Below are 15,108 nucleotides of genomic sequence, written 5' to 3' on the forward strand. Positions count from 1 at the left end.
GGAGGGTGCCGCGCACGTCGTGCGTGCGGAACACCCGCGCCCCCAGGAACGCGGCGACGGAGGTCGCGGCGAGCGTCCCCTCGGCCTGGTCGTCGACCCCGGCGTCGAGGGTCTCCCCGATGAAGTCCTTGTTGCTCAGGGCCATGAGGACGGGCAGCCCGAGGTCCACGATCTCGCCCAACCGCCGGAGCAACTCGAGCCCGTGGAAGGTGTTCTTGCCGAAGTCGTGGGTGGGGTCCACGAGGATGCCGTCCGCCGGCACCCCGGCGGCCAGGGCGCGCCCCGCGGCGGCCGACAGTTCCTCCACCACGTCCCGGACCACGTCGTGGTAGCCCACCCGGAACGGCCGGGTCCGCGGCACCGCGCCGCCGGTGTGGGAGCAGACGAAGCCGGCTCCCGCCTCGCCCGCCGCGGTCAGCACCCCCGGGTCGTGTCCGGCCCAGGTGTCGTTGACCATGTCCGCGCCGGCGGCCAGGGCCAGCCGGGCCACCTCGCCGCGCCACGTGTCCACCGAGATCAGCACGTCCGGGTGGCGGGCCCGCACGGCGTCGACGAACGGCACGACCCGTCGGATCTCCTCCTCGGTGTCCACCAGGTCCCCCGGGCCGGCCTTGACACCGCCGATGTCCAGGATGTCGGCCCCCTCCCCCACCGACCGGTCGACCCGGCGCATCGCGGCCTCGTCGGTGAACGTGGCCCCGCGGTCGTAGAAGGAATCGGGGGTCCGGTTGACGATCGCCATCACCAGGGGACGCTCGACCGGCACCGGGCGGCCGCACAACGTGGCGGCCGGAGGCGCGGGTCGGCCCGTCACCGCCGTCCTCCACAGGCGTCGAGCGCCGTCTCGAGGTCGTCGCACACCACCAGGCAGTCGAGGGCGTGGGTCTTGACCAGGCCGGAGTCCGCCAGCCCGCCGACCCAGTCCAGCAGCGGCGTGTAGAAGCCGATGGGGTCGTAGAGCACCACCGGTTTGTGGTGGAAACCGAGCGAGGCGGAGGTCCAGACCTCGAACATCTCCTCCATCGTGCCGATCCCGCCCGGCAGGGTGAGGAACGCATCCGAGCGCTCCTCCATCTCCCGCTTGCGCTCCCGCATCGTGGTGACCACCACGAGTTCATCGGCCGAGGTGTCGGCGACCTCCCTCACCCGCAGCCCCTCGGGGATCACCCCGACCGTTCGGGCACCGCCCGCGCGGGCCGCCTCCGCCACCGCACCCATCATGGAGACGTTGCCCCCGCCCGAGACCAGCGACCACCCGCGACGGGCGATCGCGTCGCCCACCTCGGTGGCGATCGCCAGCAGCCGGGGATCGTGGGTGGAGGACGCGCAGTAGACGCAGACCCTGCGACCCGCCACCGGCGCCATCACCGCTCCACCCCGCGGTGTTCCTCGCCCAGCAGGTCCTCCCGCTGCTCGGCGGTGAGCGCGGCGCGGCGGTGTGCCTGGCGGATGTACTCCACCGCCTCGGGGACGGAGTCGGTGACCAGGAACAGGTCGACGTCGGACTCCGAGATCATGCCCTGCCCGGCGAGGGTGCCGCGGATCCACTCGACCAGTGGGGTCCAGAAGTCCACGCCGAGCAGCACGATCGGGAACCTGGTGATCTTGTCCGTCTGGACCAGGGTGATGGCCTCGAAGAACTCGTCGAGCGTGCCGAACCCGCCCGGGGTGCAGACGAAGGCCTGGGAGTACTTGACGAACATCGTCTTGCGGATGAAGAAGTAGCGGAAGTGCAGACCGAGGTCCACCCACCTGTTCATCCCCTGCTCCATGGGCAGCTCGATGCCCAGGCCCACCGACTGCCCGTCGGCCTCCCAGGCCCCCTTGTTGGCCGCCTCCATCTGCCCCGGGCCGCCTCCGGTCACCACCGCGTATCCCGCCTCCGCCAGCGCGCGGCCGAGTTCCACGGCCTGTTCGTAGACGGGATCGCCCGGGCGAGTGCGGGCGGACCCGAACACGCTGACCGCGTCGGGGAGTTCGGCGAGGGCTCCGAAGCCGTTGACGAACTCGCTCTGGATGCGCAGGACCCGCCACGGGTCGGTGTGCAGCCAGTCGGTGTCCTGGTTCTTGTCCAGCAGCCGCTGGTCGGTGGTGGTGCGTTCGCCGCCCTTGTCGCGGCGGACGAGGACCGGGCCGCGCAGGTGTACGGGGTCGTTGGGGGCCATGCCGGGAGTCTCCTGGAGGTGTCGGGGCCGGGCTCAGCCGGGGGTGGTGAGGTAGTCGCGCAGCAGGTCCGTCACCTCGACGATCTGCGCGGCGGGGCAGTGTTCGTCGCGCTTGTGCGCCAGGCCCGGGTCCCCGGGACCCAGGTTGACCGCCGGGATGCCGAGGGCGGCGAACCGCGACACGTCCGTCCAGCCGTACTTCGCGCGGACCCGCCCACCGGCCGCCCTGACCAGGTCCGCCGCCGCGGAGGCGCCGAGCCCCGGCAGGGCTCCCGGTGAGAGGTCGGTGAGTTCCCAGTACAGGCCGGGCCCGCGCGGCGGTTCCTCCCCGGGCTCCACCCTCGGGACCCGCGTGAGGCCCAGCGCCCCGAGCGCGTGCTCCAGCGCAGCGTCGGGATCCCGGTCCGGTGCCGACCGGAAGTTCACGTCGAGCCACGCCTCGTCCGGGACGGTGTTGCCGGCGACGCCCGCCGACATCCGTACCGCCTGCAGCCCCTCCCGGTAGACGCACCCGTCGATGTCCACGGACCGGGCCGCGTACGCGGCGAGGGCCGTGAGCACGGGCGCGAGCCTGTGCACGGCGTTGTCCCCCAGCCAGCTGCGCGCGGAATGCGCGCGGACGCCCCGCGCGTGCACCCTGATCCGCAGCGTCCCCTGGCACCCCGCCTCGATGAGACCCCCGGTGGGCTCCCCGAGGATGGCGACGTCGCCGGTGAGCCAGTCGCGATGCGTGCGCTCGAGGACGCCCAGCCCGTTGGCGGTCGCCTCGATCTCCTCACAGTCGTAGAGGACCAGGGTGAGGTCGTGCGCGAGCTCGTCGGAGTCCGCCAGGGTCGCGAAGAGATGGAGGAACACGGCGTCACCCGACTTCATGTCGACCGTGCCGCACCCGTGGAGGACCACCTCGTCCCCCGCCCCCGTGACCCGGCAGGGGACGTTGTCCGCGACGGGCACGGTGTCGAGGTGGCCCGCGAGGACCACCCGGGTGGGCAGACCCCGCAGCGTGCGGGCGAGGACCCTGTTGCCGTCGCGGATCACCTCCGTCCGGCCGGCGCCGGCACCGGCGAGACCGGCGACCACCGCGTCGAGCGCGGCGTGGACGGCCCCCGCGATCTCGGCCTCCTCCCGCGAGGGGCTGGCGATGTCGACGAGGGCGCGGGCGAGGTCGACCGGGTCTGCGGTCAGATCGAGGGCGGCGGTCACGGCGTCCACCTTAGATGCCCGTGCCCGGAGTGCGCCGTCGGCGACCGCTAGCATCGGGGGCATGAGTGCACACGGAGCAGTGGCCACCGGAATCGCCACCCTGACGTCCGATCACACCGTCCTCGACGTGTGGTATCCCGCGCCGGAACTCGGTGCCGCGTCCGACGGGGGGCACCGCGTCCTGTCCGGCGACGAGGTTCCCGCGGAACTCGCCCCCCTGACCGGCCCCGACGCCGACCGTGGGGTCGAGCGGGTGGCGGTGCGCGTGGAGATCTCGGACCTCACCCAGCCCCCGGCCGACGCCTACGACGCCTACCTCCGGCTGCACCTGATCTCCCACCGACTCATCAAGCCCCACTACGCCAACATGGACGGCCTGTTCGGCACGTTGTCCAACGTGGTGTGGACCAACTTCGGCCCCTGCGCCGTGCAGGGTTTCGAGCTGGTGCGGGCCAGGCTGCGCGCCCGCGGCCCCGTCACCGTCTACGGGGTCGACAAGTTCCCGCGGATGGTGGACTACGTCGTCCCGTCCGGCGTCCGGATCGCCGACGCCGACCGGGTCCGCCTCGGGGCGCACCTGGCGGAGGGGACGACGGTCATGCACGAGGGCTTTGTCAACTTCAACGCCGGGACCCTCGGGCCGTCGATGGTCGAGGGGCGCGTCTCCGCCGGTGTGGTGGTCGGCGCGGACTCGGACGTCGGCGGCGGCGCCTCGATCATGGGCACGCTCTCCGGCGGCGGCAAGGAGACCATCTCGATCGGTGAGCGTTGCCTGCTCGGCGCGAACTCCGGGATCGGGATCTCGCTCGGGGACGACTGCGTTGTGGAGGCCGGGCTCTACGTCACCGCCGGCACCAAGGTCGACGTCCGGGCCGGCGCCTGGGCCGAGCGCGAGCCCGTCAAGGCCGGTCAGCTCTCCGGGATGGACAACCTCCTCTTCCGCCGCAACTCCCTCACGGGCGCGGTCGAGGCGGTGCCGTGGAGGCGCGAGGGCGTCGGGCTGAACGAGGCGCTCCACGCCAACGACTGAGCCCCGGCCGCGCACGCGGGGGCGGTCAGGCCAGCCGGCGGACCGCCTCCGCGATCGTCGCGTCCGTGGCGGTGAGGGCGATCCGCACGTGCCGCGCCCCGGCTGGTCCGTAGAACTCGCCCGGGGCCACCAGGAGGCCGCGCTCGGCGAACCAGTCCACCGTGTCGCGGCATCGCTCGTCGCGGGTGGCCCAGAGGTAGAGCCCCGCCTCCGAGTGGTCGATGCGGAACCCGGCCTGCTCGACCGCCGGGCGCAGCAGGGCCCGACGGGCCCGGTAGCGCTCGCGCTGGTCGTCCTCGTGGGCGTCGTCGCCGAGCGCGGCGGTCATCGCCGACTGGATCGGCAGCGGCATCATCAGGCCGGCGTGCTTTCGGACCGCGAGCAGCTCGGCCACCAGCGCGGGGTCGCCGGCGACGAACCCGGCCCGGTAGGAGGCCAGGTTCGAGGTCTTGGACAGCGAGTGCAGCGCCAGGAGTCCGGTGTGGTCGCCGTCGCAGACGCGCGGATCCAGGATCGAGAGCGCCTCGCCCTCCCACACCAGGCCGAGGTAGCACTCGTCGGAGGCGACGATCACCCCGCGCTCACGCGCCCATCCGACGACCTTGCGGAGGTGCTCCGGTCCGAGGACCTTACCGCTGGGGTTCGACGGCGAGTTGAGGTAGAGCAGGGTGGGAGACGACGGCCCGAGCTGCACGAGCGAGTCGGCACGGACGACGGTCGCGCCCGCGAGCAGCGCCCCCACCTCGTAGGTCGGATAGGCCACCTCCGGCACGACCACCGTGTGGCCCGGGCCGAGCCCGAGCTGCGCGGGCAACCCCGCGATGAGTTCCTTGGTGCCGATCGCCGGGAGGACCGAATCCGGGGTCAGCCCGGTGACACCGTAGCGACGGGCGAGGGACCCGACCATCGCCTCGCGGAGGTCGAGCCGACCGACCGTGGTGGGGTAACCGGGTTCGGCGGACTCCGCCGCGAGCGCCTCCCGGATGACCGGGGCGACCGGGTCCACCGGGGTGCCCACGGTGAGGTCGACCAACCCGTCGGGGTGCGCGGCGGCCCGGGACCTCGCCTCGGCGAGGGTGTCCCAGGGGAACACCGGCAGCGCACGCACGGGCGGACGACGCTCCGGGCGTGCGACCACCGGGATCACTCCTGGTTCATGGGCGGGAGCGCCTTGACGAACGGGGTGTCGTAGTCGACCTTCCCGACCTTGGCGGCGCCGCCCGGCGACCCCAGTTCGACGAAGAAGTCCGCGTTGGTGGCGTTGTACTCGGTCCACTCGTCCGGCGTGTCGTCCTCGTAGAAGATGGCCTCCACGGGACAGACCGGCTCACACGCCCCACAGTCGACGCACTCGTCCGGGTGGATGTACAGCATCCGTCCGCCCTCGTAGATGCAGTCGACAGGACACTCCTCGACGCAGGACTTGTCCATCACGTCGACGCACGGCTCTGCGATCGTGTAGGTCACGGCAGCCACCTTCCTCGTAGCGGTATGGCGGTATCGTATGTCACAGTCCGTACCGGCGACGCACACGCCCCGGACCCGCCCTCACTATGTGACGACGCTCACCCCGATCGGGCGTGGCGCCGGGCCGTAGACCGTGTCGCGACGCCGGACCGGGCGGCCGATCCCGGTGGCGATCTCCTCGATCTCCTCGGGGGTCTTGGCCGACCCGTTCTCGGCGCCCGCCATCCTCGAGATGGTCTCCTCCATGAGCGTGCCGCCCAGGTCGTCGGCGCCGGAGCGCAGCATCGTCCGGGTGCCGGCGACCCCGAGTTTGACCCAGCTCGTCTGCACGTGGTCGATCGCGCCGTGGAGCATGATCCTCGCCAGCGCGTGCACGGCGACGTTCTCCTCGCGGGTCGGCCCGGGGCGGGAGGCGCCCGCCAGGTAGAGCGGGGCACTGCGGTGCACGAACGGCAACGGGACGAACTCGGTGAACCCGCCGGTCCGCTCCTGGATGCCGCGCAGGGTGCGCAGGTGCGCCACCCAGTGCCGTGGGGTGTCCACGTGGCCGTACATCATCGTGGAACTGGACCGCAGCCCCACCTCGTGCGCGGTGGTGACGATGTCGATCCACTCGGAGGCCGGGAGCTTGCCCTTGGTCAGCACCCAGCGGACCTCGTCGTCGAGGATCTCCGCGGCGGTCCCGGGGATGGTGTCCAGACCGGCGGCGCGCAGCTCGGTGAGCCACTCTCGGACCCCCACCCCGGACCGGGAGGCCCCGTTGGAGATCTCCATCGGGCTGAACGCGTGGACGTGCATCGAGGGCACCCGGGCCTTGACGGCCCGCACCAGGTCGGCGTACCCGGACACCGGCAGGTCGGGATCGATCCCGCCCTGCATGCACACCTCGGAGGCGCCGGAGACGTACGCCTCGAACGCGCGGTCGGCCACCTCGGAGGCGGACAGCGAGAACGCGTCGGCGTCGCCCTTGCGCTGGGCGAACGCGCAGAAGCGACAGCCGGTGTAGCAGATGTTGGAGAAGTTGATGTTCCGGTTGACGACGTAGGTCACCGTCTGGCCCACCACGTCCGCCCGGATGCGGTCGGCGAGGCCGGCGACGGCCGCCAGCCCGTCGCCCGTGGCCGTGGCCAGGGCCAGGTACTGGTCGTCGCTCAGCCCGGCCGGGTCGGACTCCGCCGCCCTCAGCGCGGCCACCACGTCGGCGTCCGCCCGCTCGGGGGCGAGCGCGCCCGCACCCAGTTCGGCGGCGCGGGCCCGGATGACGTCCCAGTTGCCGAACGCCTCGCCGATGTCCGACCGGGTGTCCGTGATGCGGCCCTCGGAGTCGATCGCCGTGTGCAGATCGGTCCGTCCGCTCGAGTCCCAGTCGTCGTCCGGCTCCTGCCAGGGCCGTCCCTGCGGCCGCAGCACCTCGTCGTCGTCGGCCACGGCGGCGAGCCCGCTCTCCGGGTCCGCCAGGGCGCGGACGTGGCCGGCCACCCTCGGGTCGATCCAGGCGTCCCCCGCGCCGACGTAGCGCGGATGCGCGGTGAGCCGCTCGGACAGGGTCCACCCGGCCGCGGCGAGGTCGGCGGTCAGCTCGTCCAGGTGCGGCCACGGCCGCTCGGGGTTGACGTGGTCCGGCGTCAGCGGCGAGATCCCGCCGAGGTCGTCCACGCCCGCGTCCAGCAGGGCCAGCACGTCGCCCCGGTCCACCAGGTTCGGGGGCGCCTGCACCGCGACCCGGGGGTCCAGGACGAGCCGCGCGACGGCGATCGCCGCGAGGAACTCGTCCCGCCCCGCGTCGGCGACCCCGCGCATCGCCGTGTCCGGCTTCGCGCGGAAATTCTGGACGATCACCTCCTGCAGGTGACCGAACTCGCGGGCGAGCCCGGCCAGGGCGAGCAGGCTCTCCGCCCGCTCCGCGCGGTTCTCGCCGATCCCCACGAGGATCCCGGACGTGAACGGCACGGCGAGGCGGCCCGCGTCGGTGAGCGTGCGCAGCCGCACGGCCGGGTCCTTGTCCGGGCTGCCGTGATGGCACTGCCCCGGGGTGGTGAACAGGCGGGTCGCGGTGGTCTCGAGCATCATCCCCATCGACGGTGCCACCGGCTTGAGCGTCGACAGCTCGGACCAGGACATCACCCCCGGGTTGAGGTGCGGCAGGAGGCCGGTCTCCTCCAGGACCCGGATCGCCATGGCCCGGACGTAGTCGAGCGTCGACGAGAATCCACGGGACGCGAGCCACTCCCCGGCCTCGGGCCACCTGTCCTCCGGCCGATCACCCAGCGTGAACAGGGCCTCCTTGCACCCGGCCTCGGCACCGCGGCGGCACAGGTCGATCACCTCGTCGGGGTCGAGGAACATCCCCTCCCCCGCGGCGCGGAGCCTGCCGGGGACCGTGACGAACGTGCAGTAGTGGCAGCGGTCGCGACACAGGCGGGTGAGCGGGACGAACACCTTGCGGGAGTAGGTCACGACGCCGGGGCGTCCCTCGTCCACGAGCCGGGCGTCACGCCGGGCGGCGGCCAGCGCCGTGAGGTCGCGGAGATCCTCCCCGCGGGCGGCCAGCAGCACCGCGGCCTCGGTCACGTCGAGGGTCAGCCCGTCCCGCGCGCGGCGCAGGGCGCGCCGCATCGCGGACGGCGCGGGCTCGGAATCGAGTGGCGGCGCGGCGAGATCCATGACCGTGATGATGCCCCACCGCGCCCAGCCGGAGGTCACGGCCGTCGCGGAGGGGCCCGCGCACTAGGCTGGCGGGCATGCCAGATCACTCCGTCCCACTGCGTAGCAACGGGGACCCGCTCGTGACCGTGCCCGCCCGTGGCGACGGCGGCGCCCACGCGCTGCGGGAGGCGAGCCCGCTGCCCGTCGACGGGCCCGCGTCCGACTCCGGCCAGGGCCTCCTCACCTCCACCCGGGTGCTGGTCACGGCGCCCCGGCACCGGATCGAGAAGCGGACGCCGTTCCTGTTCGTGATCGAGGGCATCTGGTCGTGGGCGATCCTCGCCGGGCTGCAGGTGGCCTGGTACTACTGGGGCGAGAACGTCATGGGGTTCTGGAACTGGGTGGCCCTGGCCGTGACCCTCCCCTACGCGTTCATGTCCATCGTGGTGGCACCCTGGTGGCGCTACGTCGTCGCCCGCTGGGACGTCTCCGACACCGCCGTGTGTTCCCGCAAGGGCTGGTGGACCACCCAGTTCCGAATCGCCCCCCTGGCCCGGCTGCAGACCGTCTACACCACCCGGTCCCTGTTCGAACGATGGTTGGGGCTGGCCACGGTCAACGCGTCGACCGCGTCCGCCCACGGGACGGTCGAGATCCGGGGCCTGGCGCTCGCCGACGCCGAGGCACTGGCGCAACACCTCATCGCGATCGCCAACCTCGATTCCGGGGACGGGACGTGACCGGGCCGGGCGAGACGGGGACCGACCAGGCGGAGGAGGTCCTCCGTCCCGACGAGCCCGCGGTCGCCGAGAAGATCGACCCGGAGGCCCCGTGGCAGCGACTGTCCTGGCGGATGCTGCTGGTGGACCCGCTCGGGTCACTCACCCGCCTCCTCCCGCTCTTCCTCATCTCCCTGTGGCTGGGCTCGAACCGCAGCAACTACTGGTTCGAGACCGTGGTCATCTCGCTGGTGGTCCTGGCCGGCCTGCTGCGATGGTTGTCGACCAGCTACCAGGTCGGCCGAACCCACATCATCCTCAAGAAGGGCTTCTTCAGCCGTCAGGTCGTCACCGTCGCCCGCCACCGGATCCGGAGCGTGGACACCGAGTCCGACCTCTTCCACCGCGTCATGCGGGTGTCGATCCTCGAGGTGGGCACCGGCCGCGCCGACGCCGGCAAGTCCGGTGCCGAGCGCTTCCGCCTCAATGCGATCGACACCGCCCTGGTCGACCCGCTCCGGGACGAACTCCTGGCCCACCGACGCGCACTCGACCCCACCCTGAGCGAGGAGGACGAGGAGCAGTGGGGATCGAAATACGGGGAGGACATCGCCCGGTGGCGGATCACCTGGGCGAGGTTCGCCCCGTTCTCCTTCATCGGCTTCGGGGTGCTCTTCTCGCTGTGGTTCCTCACGTGGCAGATGGGCGACATGCACGACCGGATCATGGATCTCGCGGTGGTGGAGGGGACGGTCGACCGGCTCGACTCCCTGGGCCCGCCGTGGGCGTTCGTGGGCAAGGCCATCGCGGTGTGGATGGTGGCGGGCGTGCTCGCGGTGATCACCTACGCGATCCGCTACGGCAAGTACGCCCTCACCGACCACGGGCAACTCCTCTACGTCCAGAACGGCATCCTGCGGCGCAAGCACCAGGCCCTGGACAAGGCCCGGCTCCGCGGGGTCGAACTCCGGCTGCCCGTGTACCTGCGGATGCTCGGCGGTGGCCGGCTCGAGCCCATCATGACCGGCACCAAGAAGGGTGCCGCCGCGTCGACGCTGCTCCCGCAGGCGCCGATCGGTGACGTCCGGCGGGTGGCGATCCGCATCCTCGGCGACGAGACCCCGGTGACCGTGGGCCTGCGGCGTCACCCGTGGAAGGCCGCGCGTCGTCGTCTCACCCGCGGGTTGTTGCCGTTCTGGATCGTGGCCGGGTTCATCATCCTGTACCGCCTCGACTCCGGACCGTCCGCGGACGTCTGGGTCCGCTGGGGGATCCCGGCCGCCCTGGTGTTCTTCCTCGCCCTGTCCGTCGACCGGATCCGCATGCTCGGCCACGCGCTGCTGCCCGACACCCTGGTGACCTCACACGGGTCGTGGGCCGCCAAGCGCACGATTCTCGAGGCCGACGGGATCATCGCGTGGACCGTCTCCCAGTCGGTGTTCCAGCGCTCGGCGCGCGTCGCAACGGTGTCGGCCGCGACCCCCGCCGGCGGCGGCGTCTACTCGGTGGTGGACATGGACGCCGACGAGGCGTGGGTCCTGGCCGAGGCGTTGACCCCGGGGATCACCGACGTCTGGAAGCACGACGGCGCGGGCGACGGGCGGGTGTCACCGTCGATGGGCGTCCGGCCGGAGTGATCGACCCAGGGTGGCCGCCCACAGCGGGATGAGGCCCCCGGCCGCCAGGAGCGCCAGGCCCCGCAACCCGACCGGCACCGGCATGTCGCCGCCGGGGCCCAGGTCGAGTGCGATCAGGGTGAGGATCCACACCAACGCCGGGAACGCGGCGACGATCGCCCGGTCCGACCACATCGAGGCGATGCGCACCAGGGCCAGCGACCACGCGCCGGCGGCGACGACCGTGACCGGGACGGGCATCGTGCCGACGTACATGGTCAGCCAGGCGGCCGCGAGCACGCAGCTCGCGGCCGCACCCACCGCGAGCAGGGACAGCGCCACACCAAGTTCGGCGGGGGTGGGCGCGCGATCGGGCGCGGCCGTCGTCGTCGTCATCGTGACTCCTCCGTGAGCCCGTCCAGCAGGTGCGACCTCCCGGGCGCGCACCGGACGTAGGGTCCGGCGGGGTCCGCCGGATCGGCGAGGTCGCTCGCGATGTACCACTCGACCAGCGGCACCGGCTGGAGGACACCGTTGGTCAGCGCCAGGAACCACGGGTCGCCGTCCGCGCCCGGAACCAGCTCGAGCTGGGTCGCATGCCCGGTCAGCGCCTCGAGCTTGGCCGCGTAGGAGGAGGGATCGAGCGGAACGCGGTGGGTCAGGCGCGAGTCGCGGACCGACGGCAGTTCGTCCGGGAGGGCGTGGCGCAGGTGGGACGGCGGGCCGGGGTGCACGAGCGAGACGTCCGACCGCGCGGTCACGGTCCACGCCACCCGCCGAGGGCGGTGGGCCGCCTCGCCGAGCGCGGCGTGCACCACCTCGTGGGCCCTGACGTGGTCGGGGTGCCCGTACCCTCCCCGAGGGTCGTAGGTCACGACGAGGTCCGGTCGCCACCCGTCGAGGATCCCGGCCATCTCCTCCACCGCGGCCCGCCCGGACCCGACGAACGCCCTGGGGTGGTCCGCGGACGGTGTCCCGGCCATGCCCGAGTCGCGCCACCGGCCGGCGTCCCCGAGGAACCGGGGTCGGTCCACACCGAGGGCGCGCAGGGCGGCGCTTAACTCGGCGATCCGGTAGCCGCCGAGCTGATCGGCCCGGTCGGAGGTCAGCCCCGCGAACTCCTCGCCCAGTACCTCCCCCTCCTCGCCGAGAGTGCACGTCACCACCCGGACGTCGACCCCGGCGGCGACGAGGACCGCGATGGTGCCACCCGTGGTGATCGCCTCGTCGTCGGGGTGGGCGTGGACGAACAGGGCGCGGACGTCGATGTGGGTCGACGGAACCGGGGACGTGGTCATCCGGACCTCCTCCAGGTCGGTGCGGCGCCGAGGACGTCGGAGACCGTGATCGGCGCTGGGTCGACCCGGTCCCGGCGGATCCCGGTCAGGTCAACACCGTCCTCGGCGAGGAGCAGACCCGGTCGGACGAGCGGTACCCGGAGGGCGAGGTCGGCGACCAGGTCGCCGGCCACGGTCAGGTCGGGTCCGGTCGTCCCGTCTCCCAGGGCGCGGTCGAGTGCGGGATCGCACACTCCCGAGACACCGCTGGCCCTGGCGGGGGCCGACTCCCCGATCGTGCGGGGTGGTGGGCCGGAGCCGGGGGTGGGCGAGCCGGTGGCCGAGGGGGCGACGGTGAGGCCGGTATCGGGTTCCGGGGGGACGAGGCTCGCGACCGTGGTCGGCGGCCGGGCCGGGGTGGTCTCGACGGCCCCGTCCGCTCCCGCCGCCGCGGGACAGGCGAAGCGGGACACGGCCGCGGCCTCGGCGTGACCGCCGACCCGCTGCCACCCCACCACCCCGTCGACGAGTCCGTGCGGGAGCGCGTCGGCGTAGAGGCCCACCGGGTCGAGTTCCCAGACCCGGGCCCCGATCCCCGCGCGCCGCAGTTGGTCCGCGATCGTGTACGCGGCGGTGAGCGCGCGGTCCTCTCCTGCCTCGACCCCGATCGTCAGGCTCAGCGGGCGGCCGTCGCGCTCCCATCGCGCACCCGGCCGGGTGAACCCCGCCCCGGTGAGGGCGCGGTCCACGGCGGCGGGGTCACGGGTCGGGGTCGTGGCGGACGCCGGAGGGAACGGGAACGACGTGACGGAGGGCGCGGACTCACCCGTGACGATCCGCCCGACCACCTCGGGGTCCACCGCCGCCGCGACGCCACGACGAACCGCGGGGTCCCCGACCGCCGGCGCGACGGTGTTCAGGCCCAACTCGAGTTGGCTCGATCCCGCGACGGGCCCCGTCCGCACCGCGGGCACGGTGCCGGCGACATCCGCGGCGACCGGCGTCGCCGAGACCAGCGCGAGCGCACCGGGACCGCTCCGCAGGGCCGCACCGAGCTGACCGGCCCCCGTCGCCCGCCGCACCAGGATCTGGTCGAGTCCGGGCGCCTGCGCCCAGTACCGGTCGTTGCGGACGAACTCGATCTCCCCGCGGCCGATGTCGGCCACGCGGATCATGAACGGTCCGGCGCTCGTCACGGGCAGGCCCGCCATCGCGCCCTGGAAGCCGGCGGGGGCGTTCTTGAGGATGTGCCCGGGGACGAGATTGGTGAACAGGGACTGCCACTGCTGCGGAGGAGAGTCGAACTCGACGTCCACGATCTTCCCGCCGGCACCCGAGCGGACCGCCACGATCCGCTCGTACCCCGCCGGGTCCACGACGCCCGGCTGGGTGGTCATCTGGCGCCAGAGGTACTCGAAGTCCTCGGCCGCGACCGGGACGCCGTCCGACCACTGCGCCTTCTGGTCGATCGTGTACCGGACGGTGTTCCGGTCCCCCCCGAGGACCTCCGCCGAGACCAGGAGGTTCCCGTTGAGGACCGGATCGCCGTCGGGACCGGGGACGAACGCGCTGGGCAGGAGCAGCGAGGCGACCAGGTCGGTGTCCACCCCCTGGTCCGCGAGGAGATGGGGGTTGAACCCGGGCTCGACCCTGTCCAGGGCGAGCAGGACGCCGTTCCCGGAGAGGACCACGGTCTCGCCGTCGGTCCGTTCCTCCCCCACCACCGTCGGCGGGGGAGGATCGGCGACACACCCGGCGACGACGACGAGGGCCAGCGCGGCGGACAGCCCCGCGGTCGCCCGCAGGCGCATCCGCGCCCCCCTCGTGGTCACCGGGACACCGTCAGTTGACCGACTGCTGCTCGCGCGACTTGGACTTGCTCCGGGCCTTGGCCCGCTCGTTCGCCGTGAGCAGGACCTTGCGCACGCGGATCGCGTCCGGGCCGACCTCGACGCACTCGTCGCCGGCGCAGAACTCCATGGCCTCCTCCAGCGAGAGGTTGCGGTGCTTGGACAGGGTCTCCGTCGCGTCGGAGGAGGCCGCACGCATGTTCGTGAGCTTCTTCTCCTTGGTGATGTTGACGTCCATGTCCTCGGAGCGGGGGTTCTCCCCCACCACGACGCCCTCGTACACCTCGGAGCCGGGCTCGATGAAGAAGTCACCGCGGTCGGCCAGGCCGAGCAGGGCGAACGCGGTGGCCTTGCCGGCCCGGTCCGCCACGAGGGAGCCCGTGTGCCGCGAACGGATCTCGCCGACCCAGGGCTCGTAGCCGGCGGACACCGAGTTGGCGATCCCGGCGCCGCGGGTCTCGGTCATGAAGGTCGTGCGGAACCCGATGAGACCGCGGGCCGGGACGGTGAACTCCATCCGGACCCACCCGGAACCGTGGTTGCTCATCTGCTCCATGCGCCCCTTGCGGGCGGCCATGAGCTGGGTGACCGCGCCGAGGTACTCCTCGGGCACGTCGATCGTCATGTGCTCCATCGGCTCGTGGATCTTGCCGCCGATGGTGCGGGTGACGACCTGCGGCTTGCCCACGGTGAGCTCGAAGCCCTCCCGGCGCATGGTCTCGACGAGGATGGACAACGCCATCTCGCCGCGGCCCTGCACCTCCCAGTCGTCGGGGCGCTCGGTGTCGAGCACCTTGAGCGAGACGTTGCCCACGAGCTCCTGGTCCAGGCGCGACTTGACCATCCGCGCGGTGAGCTTCTTGCCGCCGTTCCGGCCGGCGAGCGGCGAGGTGTTGACGCCGATGGTCATGGAGATGGCGGGCTCGTCGACGGTGATCGCGGGCAGGGCGACCGGGTTCTCCGGGTCCGCGAGCGTGTCGCCGATCATGATGTCGCTGATCCCGGCGACCGCGACGATGTCGCCGGCGACGGCCTCCTCGGTCGGCACCCGCTCGACGCCCTCGGTGGCCAGCAGCTCGGAGATCCGAACGGACTTGGTCTCCTGCTCACCGTTGGGAAGGTTGTGGATCCACGC

General features: G+C 72.7%; 13 protein-coding genes and 1 pseudogene. 3 read left to right on the forward strand and 11 right to left on the reverse strand.

Features of this window, described 5'->3' with window-relative positions; genetic code table 11:
* From folP to dapE, 4 genes are all read right to left on the reverse strand, one after another.
* The coding region (gene folP / locus B4M60_RS01445; protein WP_414646703.1) for a dihydropteroate synthase at positions 1-829 on the reverse strand (829 nt) is incomplete at its 3' end.
* Positions 811-1,365, reverse strand: coding sequence for a TIGR00730 family Rossman fold protein (locus B4M60_RS01450; protein WP_414646701.1), 555 nt, complete (start codon positions 1,363-1,365; stop codon positions 811-813). The genes B4M60_RS01450 and folP, both read right to left, overlap by 19 nt.
* Complete coding sequence (locus tag B4M60_RS01455; protein ID WP_291079592.1) at positions 1,365-2,165, reverse strand: TIGR00730 family Rossman fold protein; 801 nt, start codon at positions 2,163-2,165, stop codon at positions 1,365-1,367. The genes B4M60_RS01450 and B4M60_RS01455 overlap by 1 nt, the downstream gene beginning before the upstream one ends.
* 33 nt (positions 2,166-2,198) lie before the next feature.
* Positions 2,199-3,368 carry a succinyl-diaminopimelate desuccinylase gene (dapE, locus tag B4M60_RS01460; RefSeq protein WP_414646702.1) on the reverse strand — a complete coding sequence of 390 codons (1,170 nt, stop codon included), beginning with the start codon at positions 3,366-3,368 and terminating at the stop codon, positions 2,199-2,201.
* Between the two features lie 61 nt (positions 3,369-3,429).
* On the opposite strand from dapE, the gene dapD reads away from it, so the two are divergent.
* Positions 3,430-4,398 carry a 2,3,4,5-tetrahydropyridine-2,6-dicarboxylate N-succinyltransferase gene (gene dapD / locus B4M60_RS01465; protein ID WP_291079593.1) on the forward strand — a complete coding sequence of 323 codons (969 nt, stop codon included), beginning with the start codon at positions 3,430-3,432 and terminating at the stop codon, positions 4,396-4,398.
* 25 nt (positions 4,399-4,423) lie between these two features.
* On the opposite strand, the gene dapC is transcribed toward dapD, so the two are convergent.
* From dapC to B4M60_RS01480, 3 genes are all read right to left on the reverse strand, one after another.
* Positions 4,424-5,536: a succinyldiaminopimelate transaminase gene (gene dapC / locus B4M60_RS01470; protein WP_291079595.1), complete on the reverse strand. Its 1,113-nt coding sequence runs from the start codon at positions 5,534-5,536 to the stop codon at positions 4,424-4,426.
* A 5-nt stretch (positions 5,537-5,541) separates the two neighbouring features.
* On the reverse strand, positions 5,542-5,865 hold the full coding sequence (gene fdxA, locus B4M60_RS01475; RefSeq protein ID WP_291079597.1) for a ferredoxin: 324 nt from the start codon (positions 5,863-5,865) through the stop codon (positions 5,542-5,544).
* A gap of 84 nt (positions 5,866-5,949) precedes the next feature.
* Positions 5,950-8,529 (reverse strand): bifunctional FO biosynthesis protein CofGH, encoded by a 2,580-nt coding sequence (locus B4M60_RS01480; RefSeq protein WP_291079598.1) that lies wholly within the window; start codon positions 8,527-8,529, stop codon positions 5,950-5,952.
* A 77-nt stretch (positions 8,530-8,606) separates the two neighbouring features.
* On the opposite strand from B4M60_RS01480, the gene B4M60_RS01485 reads away from it, so the two are divergent.
* Positions 8,607-9,251 carry a PH domain-containing protein gene (locus B4M60_RS01485; RefSeq protein WP_291079600.1) on the forward strand — a complete coding sequence of 215 codons (645 nt, stop codon included), beginning with the start codon at positions 8,607-8,609 and terminating at the stop codon, positions 9,249-9,251.
* Positions 9,248-10,867: a PH domain-containing protein gene (locus B4M60_RS01490; protein WP_291079602.1), complete on the forward strand. Its 1,620-nt coding sequence runs from the start codon at positions 9,248-9,250 to the stop codon at positions 10,865-10,867. Before B4M60_RS01485 ends, B4M60_RS01490 begins: the two co-directional genes overlap by 4 nt.
* Here the strand turns inward: B4M60_RS01490 and B4M60_RS01495 are convergent.
* The 4 genes and pseudogenes from B4M60_RS01495 to B4M60_RS01510 all read right to left on the reverse strand — a co-directional run.
* On the reverse strand, positions 10,838-11,242 hold the full coding sequence (locus B4M60_RS01495) for a hypothetical protein (RefSeq protein WP_291079604.1): 405 nt from the start codon (positions 11,240-11,242) through the stop codon (positions 10,838-10,840). The genes B4M60_RS01490 and B4M60_RS01495 overlap by 30 nt on opposite strands.
* Positions 11,239-12,144: an N-acetyl-1-D-myo-inositol-2-amino-2-deoxy-alpha-D-glucopyranoside deacetylase gene (gene mshB / locus B4M60_RS01500; protein WP_291079606.1), complete on the reverse strand. Its 906-nt coding sequence runs from the start codon at positions 12,142-12,144 to the stop codon at positions 11,239-11,241. Before mshB ends, B4M60_RS01495 begins: the two co-directional genes overlap by 4 nt.
* On the reverse strand, positions 12,141-13,955 hold the full coding sequence (locus B4M60_RS01505) for an ABC transporter family substrate-binding protein (protein ID WP_291079608.1): 1,815 nt from the start codon (positions 13,953-13,955) through the stop codon (positions 12,141-12,143). The genes mshB and B4M60_RS01505 overlap by 4 nt, the downstream gene beginning before the upstream one ends.
* Before the next feature lie 10 nt (positions 13,956-13,965).
* Positions 13,966-15,108 (reverse strand): annotated as a pseudogene (locus tag B4M60_RS01510) (translational GTPase TypA); the annotation flags it as partial.

This window comes from Dietzia sp. UBA5065, from assembly GCA_002415925.1.
Taxonomy (GTDB): Bacteria; Actinomycetota; Actinomycetes; order Mycobacteriales; family Mycobacteriaceae; genus Dietzia.

Coding starts and splice junctions, on each gene's coding strand:
- dapD (WP_291079593.1), top strand. CDS start 3,430: ATGAGTGCACACGGAGCAGTGGCCACCGGAATCGCCACCCTGACGTCC.
- B4M60_RS01450 (WP_414646701.1), bottom strand. CDS start 1,365: ATGGCGCCGGTGGCGGGTCGCAGGGTCTGCGTCTACTGCGCGTCCTCC.
- B4M60_RS01455 (WP_291079592.1), bottom strand. CDS start 2,165: ATGGCCCCCAACGACCCCGTACACCTGCGCGGCCCGGTCCTCGTCCGC.
- mshB (WP_291079606.1), bottom strand. CDS start 12,144: ATGACCACGTCCCCGGTTCCGTCGACCCACATCGACGTCCGCGCCCTG.
- B4M60_RS01495 (WP_291079604.1), bottom strand. CDS start 11,242: ATGACGACGACGACGGCCGCGCCCGATCGCGCGCCCACCCCCGCCGAA.
- B4M60_RS01485 (WP_291079600.1), top strand. CDS start 8,607: ATGCCAGATCACTCCGTCCCACTGCGTAGCAACGGGGACCCGCTCGTG.
- B4M60_RS01480 (WP_291079598.1), bottom strand. CDS start 8,529: ATGGATCTCGCCGCGCCGCCACTCGATTCCGAGCCCGCGCCGTCCGCG.